Below are 26,288 nucleotides of genomic sequence, written 5' to 3' on the forward strand. Positions count from 1 at the left end.
TAATTATAAGCCAATGTGGGACTGTTGAGCCTCCTTCTGCTGGCTTTTATGTCTTTGCTTCCTAACATAAACACCTACCAGTTTAGGAACGAAGAGTCTCTTAGAGTCACCATAGCCTATGAGATGTCCAAAAGCTCCCAGTACCTCCAGCCTTACCTTCTGGGGGAGCCTTATTATAACAAGCCACCCCTCTTTAACTGGCTGATAGCACTTTACTCTAACTTTATACCCTGGAGCGAGCTTACCGCACGAGCAGTCAGTCTAACTTTTCTGGCGCTCACCCTTTTGGTCATCTTTATCTTCTCTTACCATCTTTTTAAGAATCTTTCCCTGTCGTTGCTTTCAGCTTTGTCCTTTTTAACATTTGGAAATGTACTATTCTTTTACGGATACTTAGCAGAGATAGATATGACCTTTGCCTTTTTCACCTTCTGTATGATGCTGTCTCTGCATGTATGGCTCAGGCAGGATAAATTACTCTGGGGAGTATGTGCTTCTTTTCTTGCTGGCATAGGCGCACTTTTGAAGGGCTTCCCTGCTTATGCTTTTTATGCTCTGACTTTTCTGTCTCTTGTTATATACCAAATAAGGTGGAATATCCTAACAAGTAGAAAAGTCCTTCTTGTGCATAGCATTAGCCTGATCTTGCCAGCTTTGTGGCTTGTAAACACTTGTGACCCTCTTCTTTACCTGAAAACCCTCTTTGACGAGAGTTTTAGTAGAGTGAGCAGCGGAGACTTTTCAAGAACAAAGCATATGCTTACTTTTCCTTTTTTCAACCTTAAGGACATGCTTCCCAACAGCTTGCTGTTCCTTGTTGCACTCTATATGCTTATAAGACAGAGGAAATTTGAATTTCCACAAGATATCAGGCTTCTAAGTTTAGTCTTTTTTGTTAACTACCTTCCCTACCTTTTTTCCAACTCAGCGGGTAGGTATGTGATGCCTCTATACCCTCTCCTTGCCGTGATATTTTCCTTTTACATGCACAAAAGCACGGAAAATGCAGGCTTTAGAAAACTCTTTTATACAACTATTCTACTTACCATACTTTTGAGGTTTGCGTACGGATTTGTATACTTTGAATACTTCAACCAGAGAGAAAGCTCCCGCAAGTTAATAGCGGAAAAGATTATAAAAAGTATAGACCTCAGCAGTGCTATAGAGTGTCAATGTAGGCAGGAGCTGTCTGTATGTCTCTATGTAAGCCTTGCCAAGGGTGAACCCCTAAAGCAAAAACTTCCCAACGCGCTTTACTCAATAAGCTGTGAGGAGGAAAAAACTGGAGAGGTTCTCATGCGCTTTCATGTAGATTCTTACCAGATAAAGCTTTTAAGGTTGAAACCTAACGGTTAAAGCTTTTAGAGTCTGCGTAAACTTCACGGCCGATGGAGGCATTTGGACCTTTCCAAAGAGTATCTCTTTTGGAGTAAGATGCTTACCGTAATAAGCGGAAATACCATCTTCATAAGGTATAAGCACGGCGCCTTGTAGGGACACTCCGGCAAATATGCCCTTGGCTTTTGAATAAGAGTATATATCGGCCTTAAGAGCTAAGTCTGTGGAGGCGGATGCGCTCCTGCCAGCAGGACCCGCAGCAACGGACAGGTCAGCTCCCAATTTCACCTTGTTTCTGAGGAGACTCCTCATACCCCTGTCTGTATTCACAACGAGAAGCAGGTCAACAGATTCCACACCTATCTGAAATCCCACGGAAGCCTGCGCGAGAGTATAAAAAGCCGGTGCGCTCCACTCTCCTGTAGTGGGATTTCTGTAACTTACCGTACAATTACCACCACCCCCACCGAATATAAAAGCTCCCTTTATTAGCCCCGGGCAGACTATAACGCCTCTGGCTCTCTTAAGAAGCTCTTCTGGTATACCTTCCGCACCTAACCTTAGGTCCTTTACTACCCACGTAGATTCTTCAACAAGTCTTTCCATATCCTCTTTGTCTACCGCCAAAGCTAAGCTAACCAAAGCTAAGATAGCAAAGATAAACTTCATGACCCTATCTCCTTTAAAAGTTCTTTTACACTTTCAAGCACATCAATACCTACTGGGCACCAGGTAATGCAGCGCCCACATCCTACACACCCCAAAGTGTCAAACTGATCTACCCAATAGGCAAACTTGTGCATCAGCCACTGTCTGTAGCGAGACATTATGCTCTCCCTAAGGTTAAACTTGTGCAGTGTTGCGAAGGACGAATTGAAGCACGAATCCCAAACCCTCATCCTAACACTTTCCTTGAGATCCATGTCATTGATCTCCAGCACATCAAAACAAAAACATGTGGGACATACCTGCGTACAGTTGGTGCATGCAAGACACCTTTTTGCTACCTGGTCCCAAAAAGGATGCTCCATAGCTTCGTAAAGTCTATCTCTGAGATCCTCTGGTAGTTTTTCCTCTCTTACCTTTAAGTTTGCTACTCTTCTCTCTTTTTCTTTTATTTGCTCCTTGTTTGCCTCTTTCAAGTGCATGTCTTTTAAAAGCTCCATACCTTTGTTGCTTCCCACCTCCACAACAAAACCCTCCCTAATTTCAGTAAGGCATATGTCAAAACCTTCTTTCACCTCTGGACCTGATGAAAGCGTGGCGCAAAAGCACACATCTGTTGCGTAAGTGCAGTTTACCGCAACAACAAAGATATTTTCCCTCAGGCTTCTGTAATAGGGATCCGGAAAGTTATTTTTTTCTATAAAAACCCCATCAAGTATTTTTAATGCTTTCAGATCACAGGCTCTTACATCAAAAAAGGCATACCTTTCCCTGGGTACATCATAAGAGAATCTCACGCGCTTATCGCCCTTTTCTACGCGTATGAGGGTAAGCTCTGGTGGATGCAGGAAGTTTTTAAGGGAATTTACAGGATGGGTGTATGTAAAGAACTCCTCAGTATCCATCTTTTCAATCCTGTAGTATCCGGGTTTCTGATGGTCCCTGTAGCCAAAGGGAAGGTCTTCAAAGGCACTCACCCGCTGATAGAGTATAGCTCCCTTTTCTATCTTAGGCGCTATTACTGTATAATCGCCCTTTAAACGCTCAAAAACTTCTATGAGTCTGTCCTTTTCTAAAAAGAACATTAAACTTTCACTTTCTCCTTAGCCTTCCACCTTAGATATTCTTCTATAAAGCTGTCTATGTCTCCATCCATTACAGCATCTACATTTCCCACTTCTAAGCCAGTCCTTAAATCCTTTACCATCTGGTATGGTTGGAATACATAAGACCTTATCTGATATCCCCAGCCTATGTCCGTTTTCTCACCTTCAAGGGCTTTCTTTTTCTCCTCAAGCTTTTGAAGCTCAAGCTGATAGAGTTTTGCCTTCAAAAGCTCAAGAGCTTTTAGCCTGTTTTGAAACTGGGACCTTTCTTGCTGGCACGAAACAGTTATACCTGTAGGTATGTGCCTTATTCTTACCGCCGTATCCGTTTTATTTACATACTGCCCGCCTGCCCCGCTCGCTCTGAAGGTTTCCATCTGTATATCCTCTTCCCTTATCTCTATGTTTATCTTCTCATCTATCTGTGGAACCACGGACACAGAAGCAAAGGATGTATGCCTTCTTGCATTGGCATCAAAGGGGGAGATCCTTACAAGTCTGTGCACACCGCTTTCGCCCTTGAGGTATCCATAAGCGTAAGGACCTTTTATAAGAAGTGTGGCACTCTTTATACCTGCCACATCGTCGGGGTTTATGTCTATCACCTCTACTTCATAGCCGTGCTTTTCTGCCCACCTTCTATACATACGCAAAAGCATGCTAGCCCAATCGCAAGCTTCGGTGCCACCCGCACCTGCCTGCACCGTAAGGTAGGCATTGTTCTTGTCCATCTCCTCCGATAGAAAAGTTTTTATCTCAAGGTCCCTTATTGGCTTTTCAACAGACTGTATCTCCTCCGCTATCATGGAAAGAGTTTCTAAGTCCTCCTCATCCACCTCCTCCAAAAGCTCCTGCAGAGTTTCAAGAGTGCTTTTTATCCTCTCAAACTCCTTTATGGTCTCTTCCAGCCACTTTCTCCTCTGGGTGATCTCCTTTGCTTTTCCCTGATCCTCCCAGAAGTTGGTTGAAGACATACTCATGTCTATTTTTTTTAGCTCCTCCTTCATGGAGCTTATGTCCATAGCCTGCTGCACATCAAGAAGCTTCTCCTTTAGCTCTTCAAGTTTGTTCTTTATATCTGCCAGCATAATATATTAAATATAAACGAATGTTTGTAGATAAGGTGAAGATACACGTCAAAGCGGGAGATGGAGGCGATGGCGCGGTTGCCTTTCTGAGGGAGAAGTACAAGCCTTTTGGTGGACCTGCGGGTGGTGATGGTGGAAAGGGAGGTGATGTAATTCTTCTTGCCACGTCAAGGAAGCACACTCTATATGACTTTAAGCACAAAAGGCACTTTAGGGCTAAGAGCGGGGAGAAAGGCAGAGGTAAAAATCAACATGGCAAAGATGGGGAGGACCTTGTTTTGGAAGTGCCACTGGGAACTGTTGTAATAGATGCCTCAAGTGGCAAAGTGCTGTGCGACCTTACAGAGGAAGGGCAAAGATGTGTGGTGGCAAAGGGTGGAAGGGGAGGAAGAGGGAACGCTCGCTTTGCCACACCTACTAATCAGGCACCAAGGTACGCAGAGAAGGGAGAGAAGGGAGAAGAAAAGTGGATAGTGCTTGAACTAAAGCTCATAGCTGATATAGGTATCATCGGACTTCCCAATGCTGGAAAATCCACTCTCATATCTAAACTTACAAAAGCAAAGCCCAAAATAGCAGATTATCCCTTTACTACTTTATCACCGGTTCTGGGTGTTATGCAGTTAGAAGACGGCAGAAGGATAGTGTTGGCAGACATACCGGGTCTGATTGAGGATGCATCAGCTGGAAAGGGTCTTGGCCTTGAATTCCTCAGACACATTGAGAGAACCAAGCTGTTGCTCCACCTTATAGATGTGTCTGACCTTAGGCAAACTGATCCCGTAGATGCCTTTAAAAAGGTAAATGCGGAGATGGAAAAGTATCACCCCAAACTGCTGGAAAAGAGGCAAATAGTGGTGGGTACAAAAATAGATATGCTATCCGACAAGAATACTCTCCAAAAGCTTGAGGAGGAATTTAGTAAGATGGGTTATCCCTTTGTGGCTATATCATCCCACACAGGCGAAGGACTGGAGGAGCTAAAGGAGATTATAATAAAGGAGATGGAGGTAGAAACAGTTGACAAAAGTTATACGAAGCCTTTACAGTGAGCCACAGGCTCAAGAGCCTGTCAACCGATGGAAGCAGCAGGTGAGAGGCTTGTCTTGGACAAGTTATAAACTGTGGCAAATTGTGAAGGTAGCCCTTGCTATCCCTGTTCTGGGTAAGTCTCTAAGCAGGGACTTATCACCCTTGAGAGGTATAATAGTTTCAGGGGATTGGGATAGGGTAGCAAGAAGGTTAGCTCCTGTTTCTTGGGACAGGGGCTATGGTATGGACGAATACCGCCAGCTGGGGACATGTCCATACCTGAAGGAGGCGGGATACAAATACCCCAGCCCAAAGTGTGGAGTTTTATACACTTTGGATAACCAGGTGCTAACATGCCCCTAAAGGTAGGAGAAAGAGCGGGAAATTTTGAGCTCTCCTCTTACGAAGGCAAGAGGTATTCCCTTTATGAGACGCCAGGGTATGTCCTACTTGTATTTTACAAAGTCACCTGTCCCACATGCCAGCTCACTCTACCCTTTGTAGAAAAAATGTATAAGCTATACGGCGATGCCATCACCTTTTACGGTATAGTTCAGGATAGTGATAAAGATGCAAAGGAGTTTGCCAATAAGTACGGCCTTACCTTTCCCCAGCTGGTAGACTACCCAACCTACCAAGTCTCCCAAAAGTATGGTGTAGAGGTGGTGCCTACCTTGTACTTGCTAAATCCGGAAAAGACCATAGAGTTTGTTAGTAGCTCCTTCGTTAAGGCTGACCTTGATAAGCTAAACAGCAGACTCTCTGCTGTTGCAGGAAAGGAAGAGGTGGATATCTTTGCAGGCACCCATGTCCCTGTCTTTAAACCTGGCTGAGGCTCAAGAAGCAAGCGTTAGTTTAACGCTATAGTTTAAAAATGTCCTGCGAAAAGTTAAGAGAAGTAGAGGAGAGATTGCAGAAGGCTTGTGAAAGGGCAGGAAGAAAGAGAGAGGAAGTGGTCCTGTTGGGAGCTTCTAAAAGCGTACCTGCGCAAAGGATAAGAGAATTCTATGCATGCGGTCTTTCCACTTTTGGGGAAAACCGAGTACAGGAGTTTTTGAAAAAGTACCAAGCTTTGGAGGACATTGCCATAGATTGGCACTTTATAGGAAGGCTCCAGAGCAATAAAGTCAAGTATATTTTAGGTAAGGTTAGCCTTATTCACTCCTTAGACAGGGACAGCTTAGCGCAGGAGATAAACAAAAGAGCAAATGTGGTACAGAATGTCCTCATAGAGGTGAATGTTGCTGGAGAAAAGACAAAGGGCGGTATAGTCCCAGAAAACCTGCTGGCCTTTTACCAGCACCTTCTGAGTTATAAAAACCTGAGAGTTTTGGGGCTTATGTGTATCCCGCCTTATACGGAAGACCCCGAAAAAGCAAGACCTTACTTTGCAAAGCTGAGAGAGCTGAAAGAGAAGTTAGAATCCGAATTCTTGGTAAAACTTCCACATCTCTCTATGGGTATGTCTACAGACTTTGAAGTGGCAATAGAAGAGGGAGCCACCATAGTGAGAATTGGCACGTTGCTCTTTGGAGAGAGAAGGTAAGGTATAATTAACTAAATGGTAATCACAAGGTTTGCCCCAAGTCCAACAGGATACCTGCACTTGGGTAATGCAAGGACGGCCATTTTTAGCTACCTCTTTGCACGCCACCACAGAGGAAAGTTCATACTTAGAATAGAAGACACAGATTTAGAAAGGTCTACAAAAGAGTTTGAGGCTATGCTCCTTGAAGACCTCAAATGGCTGGGTCTTGATTGGGACGAATTTTACAGACAGTCCGAGAGGTTTGACATTTACAGAGAGTATGCACAAAGACTCATAGAGTTAGGACACGCATATCCATGCTTTTGCACTCCAGAAGAGCTAAGCATAGAAAGACAAGAGGCTGAAAAGAAAGGCATACCTTACAGATACTCGGGAAAATGCAGAGTTCTGGATAAGAAGCAGGTGGAGGAGCTAAAAGAAAGTGGCAAATCTTACACTATACGCTTTAAGGTGCCTTACGGAGAGTACGTAGTCTTTGAAGACCTCATAAAGGGACACATAGCCATAAACACCGATGACTTTGGGGACTTTGTGATAATAAGAAGCGATGGAACACCTACCTATAACTTTGTGGTAGTTATTGACGATGCACTCATGGGGATAACGCATGTAATAAGGGGAGAGGACCACATACCCAACACACCCAAACAGATACTAATATACAGGGCGCTTGGCTTTGATGTGCCTAAGTTTGCGCACCTGCCTGTCATACTCGGTGAAGACAGGAGCAAGCTTTCCAAAAGGCATGGAGCGGTTTCTGTAAGAAACTACAGAGAGGAGGGATACCTTCCCCAAGCGCTTTTTAATTACCTGTGTCTTTTAGGTTGGTCTTCACCCCAAGAAGGCAAAGAAATATACAGCAAGGAGGAGCTCATAGAAATATTTGACCTAAAAGACATAAACACATCCCCAGCCGTTTTCAGCAAAGAAAAACTCAGATGGATGAATGGAGTTTACATAAGAGAAGTGCTAAGCCTGGAGGAGCTAATAGATGGAATAACACCTTTCTTAAAGCAAGCGGGTTATGATGTTAGCGACAGAGATTATCTTAAAAGGGTGCTTGAAAAGACAAGAGACTCCTTTGAAACCTTTAAGGAAGCTGGTGATAGACTAAAACCCTTCTTTGTTGATGATTTTGATATATCTCAGGATGCATGGAGCGAGCTTGAAAATGCAAGGGTGTACGATATACTCTCTGTATTCTTAGAGAAGATAAAAGATAGGCAACTTAATGCCCAGAGTGTAAAGGAGATGGCCAGAGAAATACAAAAGGAGCTTAATGTAAAAGCTAAGGATGTGTGGCACTCTCTCAGGATAGCCCTAACAGGTGAGCTGGAAGGTGTAGGCGTAGACATACTTTGCGATATCCTGCCTAAGGAGAAGATAGTATTGAGGGTGGAGCGTCTCCTTAAAAAGATAGCATGAAGTTTTTCGTAGCTGGAGGAGGAACAGGAGGACATTTCTTTCCAGCCCTTGCTCTCATAGAATGCATGTTAGAAAGAGGTCTTAATGTAGAATTTGTAGGCTCTCAGCGTGGAATAGAGTATAGATTTAAAGATAGCATACCTTGCAAGGCACATTTTTTAAAGTCCCATCCTTTTGTAGGGAAAGGTCCACTGGAAAAAGCTAAGGCGGTATATTACGCTCTGACCGAGGGTTTAAAACTCCTAAGGCACACTAGCAATGCTAAAGGTGTGGTGTTTGGAGGTTATGCAAGCCTTCCCTTGGGTCTTGCACTAAGTTTAAGAAGAAAAGGGCTTTACCTACACGAACAGAACTCGGTACCCAGCACCACCAACACACTCCTTAGCAAGTTTTCAGAAAAGGTTTTTATAACCTTTGAACACTCAAGAAGGTTTTTTCCGCAGGATAAAGTCATAAAAACAGGGCTTCCTGTGAGAAAGCGCCTCCTTCAAAATTTTATAAAGGAAGATATTAAGGAAAGTTTTGGGTTTGACAAAGGCAAGCCAGTGCTTCTGGTGATGGGCGGAAGTCAGGGAGCGTCCTTTTTAAATCAGCTGGCTACTGAAATATTCTCAAGCCTTCCCCTGCAAGGCATTCACATAACAGGAGAGAGAGATAAGGATAAGGTGGAGAGCTTTTATAAAGAGAGGAAGCTCCCCGTTAAGGTTTTTGCCTTCAGCGAGGATATGAGCCACATATACGGAGCTTCTGACCTTGCCATCTCAAGAGCCGGTGCCTCTTCCATCACTGAGCTTTCTCTATTTGGTATTCCGTCGCTTTTCATACCCTTTCCCTTCTCTGCCAGAGATCACCAGTTTTACAACGCAAAGGAAATAGAAGATTTAGGGGGAGGTTTAGTCATAAAACAAGAGGATGCAACATTGCAGAAGGTTATTAATGGCATTGAACTCATGCTCAGCCAGAGGGATAACTTCTCAAGGAACATAAAGAGATTTGCCAACCCTTATGCTTGTCAGGACATTCTAAGACTCTTAGTAGCTTGATAAATGCTATTCCAGACATACCTTTAATCATTGAGGATACTAAAGTAGGGGGTGAGATATGCAAGTAAGAAAGGCGGTCTTACCTGTAGCAGGTTGGGGCACAAGGTTTTTACCTGCCACCAAGGCTATGCCCAAGGAGATGTTTCCAATAATAGACAAGCCTGTCATACAGTTTATCGTTGAAGAATGCATCTCTGCAGACATTGAGAACATTATATTCGTCACAGGGAGGCATAAAAGGCCCATTGAACACCACTTTGATATAAACACAGATTTGGAAAAGCATCTAGAACAGTGTGGAAAGATGGACCTTTTGAGGAACATAATGGAAATAAGTAGGTTGATTAATCCCATATATGTAAGACAGAAGGAACAGCTTGGACTTGGTCATGCAGTATTGGTAGCTGAACCCGTGGTAGGCTATGAACCTTTTGTGGTAGCTCTTGGGGATATCATCATCAAGGATGAGAGGAACGTACTTGAGAGAATGATAGAAGTATACAACCGCTTTGGTAAGAGTGTAATAGCAGTTTTTGAAGTGGACCTTAAGGATGTTTCCAAGTACGGTATAGTAGACGGCAGACTTATAGAGAGGGATATATACATTGTAGACCATCTTATAGAAAAACCAAAGCCAGAGGAGGCACCCTCTCATCTTGCCATAGTAGGCAGGTACCTTTTTACACCGAGGATCTTTGAAAAACTTAAAATAACACCTCCCGGAAAGGGCGGAGAGATACAGCTCACCGATGCTATAAGGTTGCTTATTGAGGACGAAGCTGTTTATGCAATCAAGATAGATGCTAAGGTTTACGATACGGGAACACCTCTCGGATATATACAGACGGTCCTTGACTTTGCTTTGCAAAGAGATGACATCAGAGATGACCTCATATCTTACTTGAGGCAGCTCCTCAGTAATAATATCCCACAGATAGATACAGTCTGATCCTTCTTGGAGCTGACTTCTCAAGAGGGATAGCTACATCAAACCTTATGGGTCCCACAGGTGTTTTTATACCAGCAGAGATCCCCGCATCCTTTTTTGGGTTTTTTATGGTTTGAGAAAGCTTATCTCCAACATTCCCAGCATCTCCAAAAATTATGCCCACAAAGGGACCCTTTATAGGAAATTCAAGTTCTATCCTCCCAAAAGTGTAGTATCTCCCTCCGTTCGGTTGTCCAACGCTCTCAAAGTTGTAGCCTCTTAGGTCTCTTAAACCTCCCAAAAAGAATCTCTCAAAAATGGGTGCGGACCTGCCTACATACCCACCTGCCACCTTAAAGCTGAGCTTTAAACCTTTTCTCAGAGGTATGAGGTAAAAGGTGGAAAGTTCAAATTTGGTGTACTCCCTATCACCCGTAGCCCTGGTTATGCTTACGCTATCGTAGTGTACCCTTTTGGGGGAAAATATGTCATCTTTATATTCTCTCAAAAGAAAGATGCCGTACTTAGAGATGTCTATACGCTCTCCAAGAGCCAGATTGGTTGTTCTTGATACTATTGGACCTACTGATGTGTTATTGGTTAGCCTGTAGCCTAAACTTGAGGTAAAGCCCTTTGATGTGAGTGTGTAGCTTCTGTGTTCTTCATAATTCCTAAAGATGGAAGCCTTAAACCAAAGCTTGCGAGTAAAAAGAAAGTTATCGGAAAGTTCCAGGTTGTAAAGCTCCCTCTTGCCCGTTTTTCTGTACCTCAAACCTGTATTCCATCCTATTCCTAACAAGTTTTTCCATCCCAAAAATGTATCTATAACTATCTTCTCCTCCGTGTTGTAGCCCAAAGACAGATCGTACAAGCCCCTCTTGTCTTCAGATAGCTGTATGAGTCTGTGGACCTCCTTCTTATCTTTATCAAGGAAGGTATCTATCTTTACGCCACTGAATATGTCACTGGTTATCATGTTGCTCAGAGTTCTGTTGGTATCACTTTCTGAATAAAACTCTCTCCTTACTGTCATATAAGAGAGCTCTCTGCTGGAAGTGTGATGGTATCCATAGTACAAATCCTCCCCTAACTTGTATCTTGGTCCTTCCTTTACAGTATATATATAGGTGTAGTAGATACTCTCCTCGTCTTCCTGCAAAGACACATCTATACTGAAGTCTCCTTCCATGTAGCCCTTTCTCAAAAGGTAGTTCTTTATGTCAATGTTTAGCGCTTCTATGAGGTCTGTATTGTACACAGCAGGTAGCTTGTCGTTGTACTCTCTGAAGATCTTGGCAATTTCCCTGTCGTTGCCTTTGTAAAGGAATCTGCTAAGTATCTGTCTCTTGCCTTTGTTTATGTTGAGCTCCACATAAACTATCTTTTTATCTCTGTCCACCTTTAAAGAGTAAGAGCCTTCCGCAAGTGTGTATTTTTCCCTCTTGAGTTTTTGTACCTCCTTATCCAAAATACTCTTTATGACATCTTCATCATAAGGAAACTCCTCACCTTCTAAAAGGGCTGTGTATCTTTCACCTTCTGCTATGCTAAAGACCACATAGCTACCCTGCGCTTTGTAGGATATGCTCACATCAAAAAAACCCTTCTTTTTGTAAGCGGATTCTAATATCTCCTTAGCTTCCTCAAGGGAAAAGGGGTCCACACCCTTCTCTTTGAGCTGGGATATATCAAGAAGGTAGTTGCTGTCAAAGTACTTGGCGCCTTCAAATTCTATTTTATATTTACTCCCTTCAATGATACTAAAAGTGGGATAAGCCACTTTAGCTCTTCCTGTGAGTGCTTCAAATACACCTACGGGGTGTCTTATAAAGTTAGAAAAGCCATCCACTAAGGAACCTACCATCCTAAGGGGTTTTCTTGTTATCCTTTCGTCCGTAGGAAATAGAACATTTAAAAAGGGTTTTTTTAGTTCTTCTTTTTTTATGCCTTTAAAGTAAACAAAGCTGTCAAGATAGCCTCTGTTTATGTAAAAGTCCTGCAAGGTGAATACTTTATCTTCAAACTCGCTCTCTCTTGCTATCTGCCCTTTAACAAGCCCGAGGGCTTTGTTTAGCTCATCCTCTTTAAAGCTTGTTCCTTCGTACCTTCCACCGGCGGTAAAGTAGATATCCCCTTCGTCAATGCCTATGTAAAGGTAAACATACCCGTCCTCGGTCAGGTCAAGAGTAACCCCCACCTTGGCATCAAGAAATCCTTCATCCCTGTAAAGTCTTCTTAATCTCTCCTCTATGCTTTCCTTATTTATATCCTTCAGAGGCATACCTTCATAAAGTCCCAAATGGCTCATTATAGTATCTCGCCAAAGTGCTACATTCCCCTTTATTACCACCTTCTTAAGTATGGGATATCTCTCAACATATACATAAACATCACCACCCTCTTGCATGGTAAAAACATCTTTTACACCCTCTATGTTTTTTATTACCTCTACCATCTGCAGATAATTTTTCTCGTTTACCACCTTTTCCAAGTTGTTGCCCGGAAGGGGATAGTTGGACATGATAAAAACCTTCCCAGTGACTATCAGCGGGGAGATAAGAAGAAGGAGAAAAAACATAATATAATTGTACCTTCTGGGATGGAGAGAATAAGCAAGATTAGTCCCTTTATGGTGATGGAGATACTTAAAGAGGCAAGTAATATAGACCATGTTATACACATGGAGATAGGTGAGCCTGACCTGGACCCACCACCCTCGGTTATTGAATCCCTTGAGAGAGCTATAAAGGACAGAAGGTACTTTTACACACCCAGTCTTGGGATAGGAGAGCTAAGGGAGAAGATTGCGGAGCATTACTACAAAAAGTACCGTGTTGATATATCTCCCCATCGCGTGGTTATAACTACGGGAACATCCGGAGCCTTTCTTGTAGCTTACTCAATTCTTATGAGCGCTGGAGAGAAGGTAGTCTTAGCTGACCCTTCTTATCCGTGTTATAAAAACTTTGCTCACTTGCTGGATATTAATCCCGTGTTCTTACCTGTTGACGAGAGTACCAATTACATCATTAGCGTAGATATGCTCAAAGAGCATAGAGATATAAAAGCCCTTCATATATCTTCACCTTCAAATCCTACAGGTAGTGTTTACGGCAAGGAAGACCTTGCTTCTTTGGTTGAGTACTGCCAAGAGAGGGATATTTACTTTATATCCGATGAGGTGTATCAGGGACTTGTCTACGACAGAGAAGAACACACGGCTCTTGAGTTTTCTGACGGAGCTATAGTTATAAGTGGTTTTTCCAAGTGGTTCTGTATGCCGGGATTCAGGATAGGCTGGATGATCCTGCCGGAAGAGCTTATCCCAAAAGCGGAAAGGGTGATCCAGAATGTGTTTATCTCTGCACCTACGCTGAGCCAGTACGCAGCTCTTGGAGCCTTTGACTATGAATATCTTGAAAAAGTAAAGCAAACCTTCAAAAAAAGGAGGGACATCCTTTACGAAGGATTAAAAGACCTGTTTGAGGTGCCAGTAAAACCAGAAGGTGCTTTCTACATATGGGCAAACATAGACAGGTACTCGGAGGACTCGGAGACTTTCTGCAGGGAAGTATTAAAAAATGCGAAGGTGGCGATAACTCCGGGCACCGATTTCGGAAAGAATAAAACAGAAAATTTTGTAAGATTTTCCTATACAAAAGATGAAGAAGCCCTCAGGGAGGGCTTGAGAAGGATAAAGAATTACTTGATAAAGTAAATCCTAACTACTCTCTGCTCAGCATACTTGGGACTTATAAGCTTGGCAACCTCCTTACCGTAAGAAGCTATTCTCATCCTTCCTATGTCCACCCCTTTCTTGGCAAGGTATGATGCTACTATCTGTGCTCTGTACATGGAAAGATTGAAGTTATACTTGCTGGAGCCTCTGGTGTCCGCAAAGCCTACTATGAGTACTTCTCTCGTATCGGATTGTATCTTACTCGCTATATCGTCAAGCTTTGGCGCCTGTGACTTTTTGATGTTGAACTTGTCAAAATCAAAATATACGGCACCTATCTCTTCAAGCTGCCAGCCTCCTTTTGGTATTTCCCTACTTTCCAAAGCTTTTATTCTCTTTTCGTGGTCATCCACTATCCCCTCAAGTTTGCTCACCCTTCCCTCAAGGTCGTTGGCTTTGTTTAAGGCTTCGTTAGCTTTCCCCAATGCCTCGTTGGCTTTGTTCAAAGCTTCCTCAGACTTTTTCTTTGCCTCAATTATGGCATCAAAGTAACCCTTGTAGCACTTGTCCAGAAGGTACTTGCTGTATACCTCTTTGGGGCTTCCGCATGGATCAAGACTTTGCTCCGCAAAAGCTACACTCCCTAATAGAGCGAGAGAGAGAAACAGTGATCTCTTCATTTTGCCACCTCCTTATGAATTTAAACACTTTTATATTATATGCCCCAAGTGTGAATTTTTCATGAAACATCAGCTTACCCTTGTCCCTTCCTCCATCTCTCTGTCTGGCACTATAAGGGAGAGCCTTTCTCCGTCAGAGAGCGCAAGTACCATACCCTGCGATTCTATCCCCAGTATCTTTCTTGGTTTAAGATTCGCAAGAAGAAGTATCTTTTTCCCTATAAGCTCATCTGGTTTATAGTGCTTGGCTATTCCAGCTACAACCACCCTTTCCTCACCTCCCAATGAAACTTTTAGCTTCAGGAGTTTTTCTGAGCCTTCCACTCTTTGGGCATCCACTATCTTTGCAAGCCTTATGTCTAACTTCAGAAAGTCCTCTATGCCTATTACTTCCATAAGTACATTTTACAACCAATACGCTCAATTCATGCACTTTTTATCGGTTTCTATCTTTATGGCAGTCAGGGTTGTGGATGTTGCAGGATCTTCCTGAACCTTTACCTCAAGGCACATACTGGGTGCTATTTGGTTTACGCATGTGTTGGGTGGGTATTTTATTTTATATATCTCACACTCCCTGATGTTTGGTGAAATATTAACGGTAAAAGTTTTACCCATCCAAGTACCGGTGAAGCTGTTGCTCTGCGCGTTTACACTTTGTACCCTTAAGTGTATTTCTCTTTCGTAGGATATACCTCTCATTTCTTCCGGTGTTAGTGGCTTCATTTTGACTTCCGTCACTAGCCATGGAGAGGTTAAAGTGTTTACCTCAAACTCCTTTAACACGAAGTCAACAATTAGTTTCCCAGTGGCAAAGGGGTTAACCGTACCGTTAAACCTTATATAACACTTTTGAGTATCGCACTGGACTGTGTTGGGCTTGTTGGGTTTTTCCTGCATGGGGGAAAATACCGCAGGATGCGTCTGATTGCTGGGGTCAGTTATGGTAAGGTTTTTGTCCATGACCACCTCAAGCCTGTTGTAAGTTCCCTGTGGGATGCTGGTGGTTGTTATATACTGAAGTATGCCGTTTAGCTTTGCAAGGTCCACTTCAAGTCCCTGCTGGCTTGAGAAGAGGTTAACTTTTTGCTGGCACTGCTGGTCGGAGCAAAGGTTTACCTCATAGACCGTCACCAAAATTGAAGGATAGACACTCATATCGTCGGTAAAGTAGAGGCTCACAGATGAAGCTGGCGGAGTTGTGCCACCTCCGCCTCCGCCACCTCCGCAGGAGAAGAGAAGTATTGTAGCTGCCGTAATAATCCTCTTCATTTTTCCTACCCCCTAAAGGATTAATTATAAAGGCACACACCAAATTCTTCAAGCCTTTTTCCTCTTTTTGTATCCAGTAAAAAAGTTATAAATCTTGATTCTGAAGATGTATAAAGCTTCCAGAGTTTTGTGGGCTTGCAACCTTCAAAAGAGCCTATTTTGAATATAACGATAGATGGTTTTTCTGGATATCTGTCTCTGATTATGGTTCTGTCTGCATAGAAGGGTAGGTTGTGGTGGAAGTATCCCACTTGATAGGTTTTTAAGGTGTTGCTGGGGTCAAGGTTTTTTATAAAATTACCCACTTCTTTGTAGTGTCTAAAACTCTCAAGGTAATGGAGCAAACCTGTGTTTGCAAATATAAGAAATGCTATACCTGCCACCAAGGGCGCTATGGCGTAATTTCTTAAAAGGAAAGGCAGTGGCAAAAGAGCTAAAACTGCGTAAGCTGTTTCAAGCTGGAAATAAAAGGTGGTAAGCAGTATTGCAGAAGATATAAGAAGGGTTATGAAGGTAGAGGAATATTTTATGATGCTTTTCCAGTCGGAACTTAAGACAAAGTTTGCCGTCAAAATAGCCATAGCCGGATATGCAGGAAGGACATATACAGGTATTTTGGACTTTATAAAGCTAAAAATAAGAAAAACAAGCAGAAGCCAAACCACAAAAATGGTTAGCTCTTTTTTCTTTTTGATAAAGGTCCAAAGCAAGGCAAAAAATACGAGAAAGGAGTAAGGCATAAAGCTTACTGCAGTATCAAGAAAGTAAAAATAAAAAGGATCATTGCCAGCATACACTCTTTTGAGATTTTCTACATAAAAAACTTCCAAGAACTCTTTTTTGTGGGAGAAAAATTCAAAGATATGCCACCAAAAACTTGGGGGAATAAGAAGGAGTGTGAGCAGATAGTAGCGCTTTTTTAAAAGCTCCTTAGGATCACTTACAAGAAGGTAAAAAAACACCACACCTGCAGGGATTACAAAACCTGCTGGACCTTTGGTGAGTATTGCCAGAGTGGAGCAGATAAAGGCAAGCAAAAGTAATGGTATATGGTTTTTCTTGTAAGCTTTTAGCCAAAAATATATGGAAAGAGCTATAAAAAAGGTAAAAGGTATTTCGGGCGAAGCGTATCTGGCATTGGCAAAAAACTGAAAAGAAGTCAGCAGGATAAGAGCAGAAAGTAATGACACTTTATAGTTTTTTGACTGCTCGTAAGATAATAGAAAGGTGATAATACCCAAAAGCAAACCCAAAGTGGCATGAAAAAATCTAAGACCCCATTCGTTAATCCCAAAAAGATAATATCCCAGGGAGACTATCCAGTAAGTTAACGGAGGTTTTTCAATCCTTACATTACCGTTGTAATAAGGTGTTAAAAAGTCGCCTGTTTCCATCATGTTTTTTGATGCCTCAGCATAAAAGGACTCGTTGGGCATCCAAACTTGTGAAAGACCGAGGTTAAGGTAGTAATTGGCTGCTACTATTAGCAGAAGAAGATAGAGCATAAAAAGATTATAGCTCAGGGGAACATTATAACATCTACCAAGCTTCCTTTCTTTATCTCCTTTATACCTTCGTAAACCACCATGTAGGCGTTCATATCTATGTAAGAAGTCAGCATGTGAGATTGCGTTTTGTGAGAGTAAGAGCAGTAAGCTTTTTCTCCATCAAAACTTACAAAAGCTCTTACAAATTCCCTTCTTTCTGCGTCTCTTCTAATAAAGTCCTCTTTAAGTATAGCTTTAAATACCTTTGGTATGTAATCTTTTCTTCCGGACATTTTAAGGAGAGCTGGATGCACCAGAAGGTCAAAAGCCATAGTGCAGGATACTGGGTTGCCGGGCAGTCCAAAGAAGAGCCCTCTGTCTTTGTATGTGCCAAAAAGTACTGGCTTGGCGGGTTTTATACGCACCCTGTGAAACTTTACATCAATGCCGTACTCCTTTACCAGGTGTTGAACATAGTCTTTACCTCCCATGGATACACCGCCTGTTGTTATAAAAACATCGTAATAGTCAATATGTTTTAAAAACTTTCCTATCTCCTCTTCATTATCCTTCACGATACCTAAGTAGTGAGGTTCTCCACCACTTCTGAGAATTTGAGCAAAGAGTACATAACTGTTGGAACTTCTTATCTGAGAAAGCTTTTCTATAGGCTCTCCTACATCTTTTATCTCGTCACCTGTTGCCAAAACTGCGACTCTGGGCTTTCTGTAAACGCTAACTACCACTCTGTTTACCGAAGCCATTATTCCCATCTCGTAGGGTCTTATCAGGGTGCCAGCTTTTAGCACCACCTCCCCCTCTTTAATCTCTTCACCTTTCCTTCTTACATTACTTCCCAGCTTTAGAGGTTCCTTTATAAGTATGTAATGGTTTTCCTCTTGGGTTAGTTCAAAGGGAATAACTGTGTCTGCACCTTCTGGTATGGGCGCTCCTGTGAATATCTTTACGGCTGTTCCTTTCTCCATCTTGTAAGCTGTTTCCTCACCAGCTGGGATCTCTCCTAATACTTTGAGCTTTACAGGTTTCTCCTGGGAGGCATCTTTTATATCTTCGTACCTTACCGCATAGCCATCCATGGCAGAGTTATCAAAGGGAGGCTTATCTGTATCTGCCATTACATCTTCAGCCAGAACTCTACCCAAGGACTGATTTATAAAAACTCTCTCTGTATCTATCAGCTTTGTATGTTCAAGTACCTTAGAAAGCGCTTCTTCATATGGTATCATCTTGGACCTCCTATGCTACTGTGTAAATGCCTTCAAGAAAGCCCTTCCATATACTTGGCATTCTGTCAAGCTCCTCCTTGGCTATCTTCTTTACCTCCTCCTGCAAAGTATTTATGTTTCTTGATGTTCTTACTTTCACATCCAGTATCTGTGGCTCATTTATGGGCTTTCCAATCTGAGAGACTATGTAGCAATAAGCTTCCTCTATACCTTCCACCTCTTTGACCACTCTCTGGGTTATTATGCTGGCAACAGTGTTGTACATCTTCCCTATGTGGGAGATGGGATTCTTCCCAGCTGCTGCCTCAAGGCTCATAGGTCTGTAAGGTGTGATAAGACCATTTACTCTGTTGCCTCTGCCCACCTGTCCATCATCTCCCTGTTCGGCGGATGTGCCAGTAACTGTTATGTAAACAGAGCCATTCTCTTTGCTATCCGCTGTGTTTATATGCACTTGTACCTCTCTTCCCAGAAGCCCCTCTATGTAAGTTTTAACCTTTCTTGTTAGCTCCTCCTTTCTGGCAAAGTACTCATTTATATTTTTTATGTACTTGCTCACAAAAGCTAAAGCAACTGTTAATCTTATCTTATTTTCTATCCTCACTCCCATCACTTTTATGTCCTCACCCACCTCAGGGTGTTCCTTTTTGAGAGCTTCCGAGTTTAAAAACCTCTCAGCCTCGTAAACCGCCCTTTCAAGGTCGTCAAAGGGAGCAAACCCAACACCAAAGGAGGTGTCGTTTGCCAAGGGTACCTCCCCCCTCTTTTGAAACCTTTCAAAAAGTTCCACAAGGTCCTTTGAACCCGGTCTTATTTTGGTGTAAATTTTTACATGTTTATCCACATCCATGTTTTTTATGTTATTCCTCAGCCAGTTTTTGGCAGTTTCTCTTACCAGCTCTTCTATGTCAAGCCTCTTGGTATTTTTCTCCAAGATGGCTCTTCCCACCAGGTATATCTCTATGGGCTGTATGACCTCACCACCCCCAAAGTACGCGTTAGAAACACCTCCCACCAGCAGAGCCTTATCCACATTGTGATGCATAATAGCTCCAAACTCGCTAAGGTACCATCTGCAAAGCTCCCGGGAGAGATTTTCAGCCAGGTTATCGCATATGGTGTCAGGATGGCCTATCCCTTTCCTTTCCACTATCTCGGCAAACTGCTGGTAAACTGGTGCAAAGGTCATAGGAGTGACCACTATATTTGCCACCTGAAAAACCTCCTAAAAAGTTTTAAGGAATGATTATAATCTACCTGTGTACAAAAGGGTAGTTTCTCAAAAGGGCTTTGAGTCTTTTTCCCCTAACATCAAGCTCCACCTCAAGACCTTCCTTTCTGAAGGAAATGTCCACAAAGCAAAGAGCTATGCCTTTATCAAGGGTTGGCGAATAGGTCCCACTGCTAACTCTGCCTATCTCCATGTCCGATAGATAAATTCTGTAATCTTCTCTGGGAACTCCCCTCTGTAATAGCTCAAGACCAAAGAGTTTTCTGTGTATCTCTCTTTTTAGCATGGCGGATTTACCCAGAAAATCCTTATCCGTGCATACAAACCTATCAAGGTTTGCCTCAAAGGGTGTTATGTCTTCTGATATCTCGTGACCGTATAGAGGCAAACCTGCCTCAATCCTGAGGACATCTCTCGCACCCAAGCCGCAGGGTTTTGCATATTTGATAAGCTCTTTAAAGATTCCCAACCCCTCTTTTATACTGGCATATATCTCAAAGCCATCCTCACCCGTATAGCCCGTCCTTGACACTATAATGCCGTCAAAAACCTTAAAGTTGTAGCGCTTTATTTCACCCACAGGGAACAGAGCAGAAAGCACATCAACGCTCTTTTTCCCCTGAAGAGCCAGCTGAAGTGTGCTGCCAGATATGTCTTCCACATGGTGATACTTAGATAGCCAGTTTATTACCTTTTTCCTGTTGGCAGCGTTTATACACAGCATGAAGCTCTCTTGGTCAAGCATGTATAAGGTAATGTCATCAACAACCCCCCCTTGGTGATTGGTGATCATGCTGTACTGAACTTTTCCGGGACTTAGCTTTTTCACATGGTTGGTGGTAAGATAATCAAGAGTTTCCAAAGCTGAAGGTCCCTTCATAAGTATCCTTCCCATATGAGACACATCAAAGATTCCGCACTCATCTCTTACAGCTTTTACCTCTTCCTTTATAGAGGAGTAGTAAAGAGGCATCTGCCAGCCGGCAAACTCAAACATTTTAGCCTTTAGCTGCCGGTGAAGTTCATAAAGGGGTGATTTCATACAAACATTGTAAAATGTTTTCCTATGCTTGGCAAATACGTTCTCTTTTTTTATATAAAACTCTTCATCGTGGTAAACGCCATCCTTTTAGGGATAGTTTCTTCTTATGCTCTTGCAGAGCTGCTCTTTCTCTTCAAAGAGAAAAGTGCTAACATAGCTATATCTTACCTTTTAAACTTGTTGCCCATATCCTTTTTTTACCTTTTGCCCTTCAGCGCTGTGATTACCATGATGATCCTGCTAAAACATATATTTTCAAAGAAGTTAGACCTAATAGTTCAGAGCTTTGGTGTATCTCCTTTGAAATTTCTTTTAAACATTATACTCTTTTTAGTTTTTGTTAGTTTTTTTAATCTTATTATGAGTTTTGATGTGTATCCAGAGAGCAACAAAAATTTGTACAGTATAGAGAAGGAGTTTAAGAAAAGACAGGAGGTTGAGGACCTAATTGTAAGAAACGCATGGTTCTTCAAAGAAGAAAGTGGTGAAAGGATTTACATAAACTTCCAATTTGTGGACATAAAGGATGGCAATATTGCCGGAGTATTTCTGGTAAAGTCCAGCAAAAGCAACATATTGGAAGTGATCCAGTCTGATAGAGGTTCATGGAAAGGTGATATTATCCTTTTACCTATTGCAAAAGTCTGGAACATCAAGGAAGGAAATTTTGTAGCTAAAGGCATCAGCATAAAACTCTTTGAAATAAAAAACGCACAACCTATAGGAGAAAAGGTGGAACACATTTCTCTCCATCAGCTTCTCCTCCTTTACTCTCTCGGTAAGAGAGTGGGCCTAAACTACCATCTGTATCTATCAGAAATAATAAGGAGGTTTTTGTCTTCTCTATCACCTATAGCGATAGGCATTACCGTCATGTCTTATGCCATCAAAAGAAGGAGCATCTTAGCAGGGTTTTTAAGTTTTGTACCTGCCTTCTTTTTCTACTGGTTTAGCTTTGTCTTAACAAGATTTTTTTCCGAAAGTGTCTCTTTTAACCCCTTATATGGGCTTTTTGCCTATATCCCTCTTGTAATCCTATCCCTAAAAGGACTTTACTATCTGGGAAAAGGCTTCAGGGTCTAAGCTGGCACCACCTACCAAAAGCCCGTCTATGTCCGGCATCTTCATGAACTCACTGGCATTATGGATGTTTACGCTTCCACCGTAAAGAATGCGTGTAGTACCTTTATAATTTTTGTTTAAGCTTTCAAGTAGTTCTTTTATAAATCTGTGAACCTTCTGTGCATCCTCGGGTGTGGCGGGATTCCCACTCCCTATTGCCCAAACAGGCTCGTAGGCTATGTCTATCATATCCGTATAGTCTTCCAGAGAAGACAGCGCAAGTTTAACCTGCGTCTCAATTACCTTAAAGGTGAGCCCTGCCTCCCTCTCGTCCTGCCTTTCCCCAACGCAAAGTATGGGTCTTATACCACTGCCAAGACAAGCTATTAACTTTTTGTTGATTATTTCATCACTTTCACCAAAAAGCCACCTTCTCTCTGAATGACCCACTATTACATAAGACACCCCCAAGTCCTTGAGCATACTGACCGATATCTCTCCTGTAAAGGCTCCCTTCGGTTCATAATGCACATTTTGAGCGCCAAACTTTACATGTTTATCTTTAAGCATTTCAGAAGCAATACACAGAGAAGTGTATGGCACGCACAGAAGTATCTCCCTGTCTTTTACATCTTCAACAAGTGGTAAAAAGTTATACAGATACTCTTTGGTCTGAGAAGGGGTCATATTCATTTTCCAGTTGGCAGAGATGAGCTTCATCTTCGTATAGTTTAAACCAAATGAAGATGGTCTGTCAAATCAATTTTGCTTGACAAAGGTTTTTTTCTGTGGTATTATTTAGACATTAAATCCTTCAAAGGAGGGTAAGAACATGAGGAAGAGCCTTTTGGCAATGGCAGCCCTGATGGGAGCAACAGTCTTGCCTTCTCAGGCAGCGGTTATCAGAGTGGACGAAGACACCTTTGCCAACATGGGTCTAAAGCTCCAGATCTGGGCACAGCACTTAGGTAAGACCACACCGGGTGGTAAGGACTACAACGACTTTTCCATCAACGGTGCCAGGGTTTACTTCAGCGGTCAGGTGAACAAGTTCGTCCAGTTTGGTGCCAATCTGGATTTTGCGCTTTATCAAGGAAGTAGTGGCAGAACTAACCATGGGGGAACCAGAGAATCAAGAGCTAACGACGCCTTTATAAACCTCAAGCCTATGGAAGAGTTTCAGATAATGGCAGGTGTCTACAGGCTCCCATTTAGCAGAGCATCACTAACAGACAGCTACACATACCTTATTCCTACTGGATACGGCTATAGCACCAGGGGTAATCTATTTGCACCCTTTACCATAGGGTCCAATGTAGCTAACGCATACAGGGATACGGGTCTTACCGTATGGGGCAACATAGCGGACGGTATGCTCAAGTATCAAATTGGTATCTTTGACGGAAGATGGGATCATGTCCATCCTCTTGGTGTAAAGGACAACCTCGCTTTTGCAGGGAGAATCCAGTTTACTCCCACCATGCTGGGCTTTAAGGGAGAGAAGGGCTTTACTCTTGCGGATACTTACCTTGGAAAGCAGAATGTCCTCTCCATAGGTCTTGGCTACAACACCCAGAAGTGGGACAACGGTGCTGGAGATTCAGCTACAGGCAAAGCCTGGACCGTTGACGCCATGTGGGAGCAAAAGTTTGGTGATATAGTACCCAACCTTCAGCTTGGCTACCAAGACAGGAAGGATATGCCCGCTGGTACTACCTCACCTATTGCCAAATCAAAAGACAGAGCCTACTATGTCCAAGGTCAGCTCCTCTACGACCAGGTGGTGGGTCTTGGAAAGCCTGCCCTTGCCATAAGGTACGAAAAGCTTGACGACAGAACTGCTGCTAACAAGGACACCAACAGAACTGGAGTTTTCCTCAACTACTACATAAAGGGTCAAGATGCCAAGATCCAGCTGGGTGCTGATGTGGTATCTCTTAAGAACAAATCTCCCAATGAAAAGAACTACACTGACTGGACGCTGGCTCTTCAAACCCAGTTCTAAGCTCTCTTAAAACACCCCAGCCCCGCTCTCTGCGGGGCTTTTTACTTTTAAAAGATGATGTCTAAAAGCACCACCAATAAAAATACAAGGCTTATATATCCATTTACAGTAAAGAAAGCTTTGTTTACCTTGGAAAGGTCGTAAGGTTTTACAAGACTATGCTCGTAAAAGAGAAAGCCAGATAGCAAGATAAGTCCTATGAAGTAAATAAAGCTGAGCTTTGGAGAGGCGAATCCTAAGGCTAAAAGACAGAGCAGTGTAGCCATATGGAAGAGCCTTGCCATCAGTATGGCGTTTTTTATACCCAGCTTGACCGCCAAAGAGCCTATTCCATGCCTTTTGTCAAACTCGTAATCTTGGAGGGAGTAGAGCACGTCAAAACCTGCCACCCAGAAAGCCATGGCCATGCCAAGAAGGATGGAAAGGAAAGACACCCTCTCGTTGAGGGCTATGTCCACACCCAGAGGAATGAGAAAGTAGACAGCTCCCAGCACCAAGTGGGGAAAGTTTGTGAACCTCTTTGAGTAAGGATAAAGCCAGAGGAGAAAAAGCACTACAGGAGAAAGCAAGAAGGTGTAAAGGTTTATAAAGGCTGTGGAGACCAAAAAGATCATGCTTGAGACAAGTATTATGGCAAGCATATCGTGTTTTTTTACTTTACCTGAGGCGTGCACCCAGTTTTTTGTTCTTGGATTCTTTTGGTCTATGGGCAGGTCTATAAGTCTATTCAGAGCCATGCCTGCAGTCCTTGCGCTTACTAACGCCACAACTACCCAGAAGACTTTTTGAGGGCTGGGTAGAGACTTATAAAGTATGAGAAGAGAAGCTAAGGCAAAAGGAAGGGCAAATATGGTATGCTCAAACTTTACAAGCTGTGCGTAGCTCTTTAGCTTGTCCTTTATCGTCATGGAAATATTTTATACTTTTCCACAAGGTATGACATACTTAGACATAGAACCTCCTCATGACGAATTGGCGGAAAGAGCGGTGCTGGGTGCCATGATCCTTGACCCCGAGACTATCCCTCAGGTGCTTGAGTATCTCAGAGAAGAGGACTTTTACTTGGAGCATCACAGGCTCCTTTTCTCTCTCTTATACAAACTCTGGGAGGACAAAGGTAAAGATTGGGACGATATAGTGCTTAGAGAATACATAAAAAGGTATGGACTGAGCGATAAGATAGATATGGCATTTGTGTATGCTCTTGTGGAAGAGGCAGCAAAAGGTGCTCTTCTTGAAGAGGCTATAAACCTGGTTAAAGAGAAGTCTGGTCTTAGAAACCTCTTGGACCTGTCTTTGAATGCTCTGAAAGGTATAAAGGAGGAGCCGGATTTTAACCGGCTCCTTGAGTTTATGCTCCACAAGGTGCTGGAAATTTCTGAAAAGCAAACCATAACCCATTACTATCACATAAAGGAAGTGGCAAGCAAGGTAATAGAAATAATAGAAAAGCATAGAAAGGCAGAGCGACTTATCACCGGCAGAGCGACTGGCTTTTTGGACCTTGATGTTCTTACCACCGGCTTTCACCCTTCTGACCTGATTATCGTTGCAGCAAGACCAGGTATGGGAAAGTCCAGCTTTATGCTATCTATGGCTGTAAATATGGCTATGGAAGAAAAGGTGCCTGTGGTTATATACTCCCTTGAGATGAGCAAAGAGCAGCTTACTATGAGGGCGCTTTCCATGCTTTCGGGTGTACCGCTTCAGAACCTCAGAAGAGGCTTTATAAAGGAGGAGGAAAGGAACAGGCTTATAAGCTCTGCTCTTGAACTTTCTAGCTACAACATATACATAGATGATACTCCCACCCTCTCCACCACAGACCTGAGGATAAAGACCAGAAAGCTCAAAAAGGAGAGAGGTGTGGAGGTGGTTTTTATAGATTACCTTCAGCTTCTTAGGTCTCCCAGAAGGCTCTCTTCAAGACAGGAGGAGGTGGCAGAGATTTCAAGGAACCTCAAAGCCTTGGCAAAAGAGCTTGAGTTGCCAGTAGTAGCATTGGCACAGCTCTCGCGTCAGGTGGAGCACAGGTCAGACAAAAGACCCCAGCTGGCAGACCTCAGGGAAAGCGGACAGATAGAGCAGGATGCGGACCTGATTATTTTTATCCACAGACCCGAGTATTACAAGAAGAACCCACCTCCCGAGGAGCAAGGTATTGCAGAGATCATAGTAGCAAAGCAAAGACAGGGACCCACGGGCATTGTCAAAGTAGCCTTTATAAAAGAAACTGCAAGTTTTAAACCTCTTGAATATAAGGAGGCGCAGAAAGTGGAGGAGTACGAGCCTGACCTGGAGGAGTTTTCGGAGGAGGATTATGACCTGGACTTTTGATAAATGGCGCTTATAAACCCTTAAAAAGTTCTAATAGCTCCTTACCCATTTGCAACATATATTAAAAACAA

25 protein-coding genes are annotated in these 26,288 nt (G+C 42.8%); 12 read left to right on the forward strand and 13 right to left on the reverse strand.

Features of this window, described 5'->3' with window-relative positions; all coding sequences use genetic code 11:
- The first annotated feature begins 15 nt into the window (after window positions 1-15).
- Window positions 16-1,356 carry an ArnT family glycosyltransferase gene (locus HTH_RS02960; protein WP_012963234.1) on the forward strand — a complete coding sequence of 447 codons (1,341 nt, stop codon included), beginning with the start codon at window positions 16-18 and terminating at the stop codon, window positions 1,354-1,356.
- On the opposite strand, the gene HTH_RS02965 is transcribed toward HTH_RS02960, so the two are convergent.
- Genes HTH_RS02965 through prfB form a run of 3 tightly spaced genes read right to left on the reverse strand, consistent with a single transcriptional unit; the run spans window position 1,333 to window position 4,198 of the window.
- The gene (locus HTH_RS02965) at window positions 1,333-2,007 is read right to left on the reverse strand and encodes a lipid-binding SYLF domain-containing protein (RefSeq protein WP_012963235.1); all 675 of its coding nucleotides are present in this window, start codon (window positions 2,005-2,007) and stop codon (window positions 1,333-1,335) included. The genes HTH_RS02960 and HTH_RS02965 overlap by 24 nt on opposite strands.
- Window positions 2,004-3,089: a 4Fe-4S dicluster domain-containing protein gene (locus HTH_RS02970; protein ID WP_012963236.1), complete on the reverse strand. Its 1,086-nt coding sequence runs from the start codon at window positions 3,087-3,089 to the stop codon at window positions 2,004-2,006. The genes HTH_RS02965 and HTH_RS02970 overlap by 4 nt, the downstream gene beginning before the upstream one ends.
- Window positions 3,089-4,198 (reverse strand): peptide chain release factor 2, encoded by a 1,110-nt coding sequence (gene prfB, locus HTH_RS02975; protein ID WP_012963237.1) that lies wholly within the window; start codon window positions 4,196-4,198, stop codon window positions 3,089-3,091. The genes HTH_RS02970 and prfB overlap by 1 nt, the downstream gene beginning before the upstream one ends.
- Before the next feature lie 20 nt (window positions 4,199-4,218).
- Here prfB and obgE point away from each other — a divergent pair, with 20 nt between their 5' ends.
- From obgE to galU, 7 genes are read left to right on the forward strand one after another with little or no spacing between them, the layout of a single operon-like run.
- A complete protein-coding gene (obgE, locus tag HTH_RS02980) occupies window positions 4,219-5,250 on the forward strand; it encodes a GTPase ObgE (protein ID WP_012963238.1) in 1,032 nt (343 codons plus the stop codon).
- Window positions 5,219-5,593 carry a hypothetical protein gene (locus HTH_RS02985; RefSeq protein ID WP_232500459.1) on the forward strand — a complete coding sequence of 125 codons (375 nt, stop codon included), beginning with the start codon at window positions 5,219-5,221 and terminating at the stop codon, window positions 5,591-5,593. The genes obgE and HTH_RS02985 overlap by 32 nt, the downstream gene beginning before the upstream one ends.
- The gene (locus tag HTH_RS02990; protein WP_012963240.1) at window positions 5,584-6,063 is read left to right on the forward strand and encodes a peroxiredoxin family protein; all 480 of its coding nucleotides are present in this window, start codon (window positions 5,584-5,586) and stop codon (window positions 6,061-6,063) included. Before HTH_RS02985 ends, HTH_RS02990 begins: the two co-directional genes overlap by 10 nt.
- A gap of 41 nt (window positions 6,064-6,104) precedes the next feature.
- The gene (locus HTH_RS02995; protein WP_012963241.1) at window positions 6,105-6,776 is read left to right on the forward strand and encodes a YggS family pyridoxal phosphate-dependent enzyme; all 672 of its coding nucleotides are present in this window, start codon (window positions 6,105-6,107) and stop codon (window positions 6,774-6,776) included.
- 15 nt (window positions 6,777-6,791) lie between these two features.
- On the forward strand, window positions 6,792-8,204 hold the full coding sequence (gene gltX / locus HTH_RS03000; RefSeq protein WP_012963242.1) for a glutamate--tRNA ligase: 1,413 nt from the start codon (window positions 6,792-6,794) through the stop codon (window positions 8,202-8,204).
- The gene (murG, locus tag HTH_RS03005; RefSeq protein WP_012963243.1) at window positions 8,201-9,247 is read left to right on the forward strand and encodes an undecaprenyldiphospho-muramoylpentapeptide beta-N-acetylglucosaminyltransferase; all 1,047 of its coding nucleotides are present in this window, start codon (window positions 8,201-8,203) and stop codon (window positions 9,245-9,247) included. Before gltX ends, murG begins: the two co-directional genes overlap by 4 nt.
- 58 nt (window positions 9,248-9,305) lie before the next feature.
- Window positions 9,306-10,196 carry a UTP--glucose-1-phosphate uridylyltransferase GalU gene (galU, locus tag HTH_RS03010; protein ID WP_012963244.1) on the forward strand — a complete coding sequence of 297 codons (891 nt, stop codon included), beginning with the start codon at window positions 9,306-9,308 and terminating at the stop codon, window positions 10,194-10,196.
- Here the strand turns inward: galU and HTH_RS03015 are convergent.
- Window positions 10,162-12,753 carry a BamA/OMP85 family outer membrane protein gene (locus HTH_RS03015; RefSeq protein WP_012963245.1) on the reverse strand — a complete coding sequence of 864 codons (2,592 nt, stop codon included), beginning with the start codon at window positions 12,751-12,753 and terminating at the stop codon, window positions 10,162-10,164. The two genes, galU and HTH_RS03015, sit on opposite strands and share 35 nt — an antisense overlap.
- Window positions 12,754-12,774: 21 nt before the next feature.
- Between HTH_RS03015 and HTH_RS03020 the strand changes: the two genes are divergently transcribed.
- Window positions 12,775-13,893: a pyridoxal phosphate-dependent aminotransferase gene (locus HTH_RS03020; protein ID WP_012963246.1), complete on the forward strand. Its 1,119-nt coding sequence runs from the start codon at window positions 12,775-12,777 to the stop codon at window positions 13,891-13,893.
- Here the strand turns inward: HTH_RS03020 and HTH_RS03025 are convergent.
- The 7 genes from HTH_RS03025 to gcvT all read right to left on the reverse strand — a co-directional run bounded on the left by HTH_RS03025 (window position 13,878) and on the right by gcvT (window position 20,813).
- Complete coding sequence (locus tag HTH_RS03025; protein WP_012963247.1) at window positions 13,878-14,534, reverse strand: OmpA family protein; 657 nt, start codon at window positions 14,532-14,534, stop codon at window positions 13,878-13,880. The two genes, HTH_RS03020 and HTH_RS03025, sit on opposite strands and share 16 nt — an antisense overlap.
- Before the next feature lie 69 nt (window positions 14,535-14,603).
- Entirely contained in the window at window positions 14,604-14,930 is a 327-nt protein-coding gene (metG, locus tag HTH_RS03030; protein WP_012963248.1) for a methionine--tRNA ligase subunit beta, read from the reverse strand.
- Between the two features lie 24 nt (window positions 14,931-14,954).
- Window positions 14,955-15,806 (reverse strand): DUF4382 domain-containing protein, encoded by an 852-nt coding sequence (locus HTH_RS03035; RefSeq protein WP_012963249.1) that lies wholly within the window; start codon window positions 15,804-15,806, stop codon window positions 14,955-14,957.
- 20 nt (window positions 15,807-15,826) lie between these two features.
- Window positions 15,827-17,311, reverse strand: a complete 1,485-nt coding sequence (locus HTH_RS03040; RefSeq protein ID WP_012963250.1) for an ArnT family glycosyltransferase — start codon at window positions 17,309-17,311, stop codon at window positions 15,827-15,829.
- A 14-nt stretch (window positions 17,312-17,325) separates the two neighbouring features.
- Window positions 17,326-18,540, reverse strand: coding sequence for a molybdopterin molybdotransferase MoeA (gene glp / locus HTH_RS03045; protein WP_012963251.1), 1,215 nt, complete (start codon window positions 18,538-18,540; stop codon window positions 17,326-17,328).
- A 10-nt stretch (window positions 18,541-18,550) separates the two neighbouring features.
- Complete coding sequence (locus HTH_RS03050) at window positions 18,551-19,753, reverse strand: methionine adenosyltransferase (RefSeq protein ID WP_012963252.1); 1,203 nt, start codon at window positions 19,751-19,753, stop codon at window positions 18,551-18,553.
- A 40-nt stretch (window positions 19,754-19,793) separates the two neighbouring features.
- The gene (gcvT, locus tag HTH_RS03055; RefSeq protein ID WP_012963253.1) at window positions 19,794-20,813 is read right to left on the reverse strand and encodes a glycine cleavage system aminomethyltransferase GcvT; all 1,020 of its coding nucleotides are present in this window, start codon (window positions 20,811-20,813) and stop codon (window positions 19,794-19,796) included.
- Between the two features lie 24 nt (window positions 20,814-20,837).
- Between gcvT and HTH_RS03060 the strand changes: the two genes are divergently transcribed.
- Window positions 20,838-21,896: an LptF/LptG family permease gene (locus HTH_RS03060; protein WP_012963254.1), complete on the forward strand. Its 1,059-nt coding sequence runs from the start codon at window positions 20,838-20,840 to the stop codon at window positions 21,894-21,896.
- On the opposite strand, the gene tpiA is transcribed toward HTH_RS03060, so the two are convergent.
- Window positions 21,855-22,595: a triose-phosphate isomerase gene (gene tpiA, locus HTH_RS03065; protein WP_012963255.1), complete on the reverse strand. Its 741-nt coding sequence runs from the start codon at window positions 22,593-22,595 to the stop codon at window positions 21,855-21,857. The two genes, HTH_RS03060 and tpiA, sit on opposite strands and share 42 nt — an antisense overlap.
- Before the next feature lie 112 nt (window positions 22,596-22,707).
- Between tpiA and HTH_RS03070 the strand changes: the two genes are divergently transcribed.
- On the forward strand, window positions 22,708-23,880 hold the full coding sequence (locus HTH_RS03070; RefSeq protein WP_012963256.1) for a porin: 1,173 nt from the start codon (window positions 22,708-22,710) through the stop codon (window positions 23,878-23,880).
- Window positions 23,881-23,927: 47 nt separating this feature from the next.
- On the opposite strand, the gene HTH_RS03075 is transcribed toward HTH_RS03070, so the two are convergent.
- Entirely contained in the window at window positions 23,928-24,788 is an 861-nt protein-coding gene (locus tag HTH_RS03075; RefSeq protein ID WP_012963257.1) for a UbiA-like polyprenyltransferase, read from the reverse strand.
- Between the two features lie 28 nt (window positions 24,789-24,816).
- Between HTH_RS03075 and dnaB the strand changes: the two genes are divergently transcribed.
- Window positions 24,817-26,217, forward strand: coding sequence for a replicative DNA helicase (gene dnaB / locus HTH_RS03080; protein WP_012963258.1), 1,401 nt, complete (start codon window positions 24,817-24,819; stop codon window positions 26,215-26,217).
- Window positions 26,218-26,288: the final 71 nt, after the last annotated feature.

It is taken from the genome of Hydrogenobacter thermophilus TK-6 (genome assembly GCF_000010785.1).
GTDB classification, from domain to species: domain Bacteria; phylum Aquificota; class Aquificia; order Aquificales; family Aquificaceae; genus Hydrogenobacter; species Hydrogenobacter thermophilus.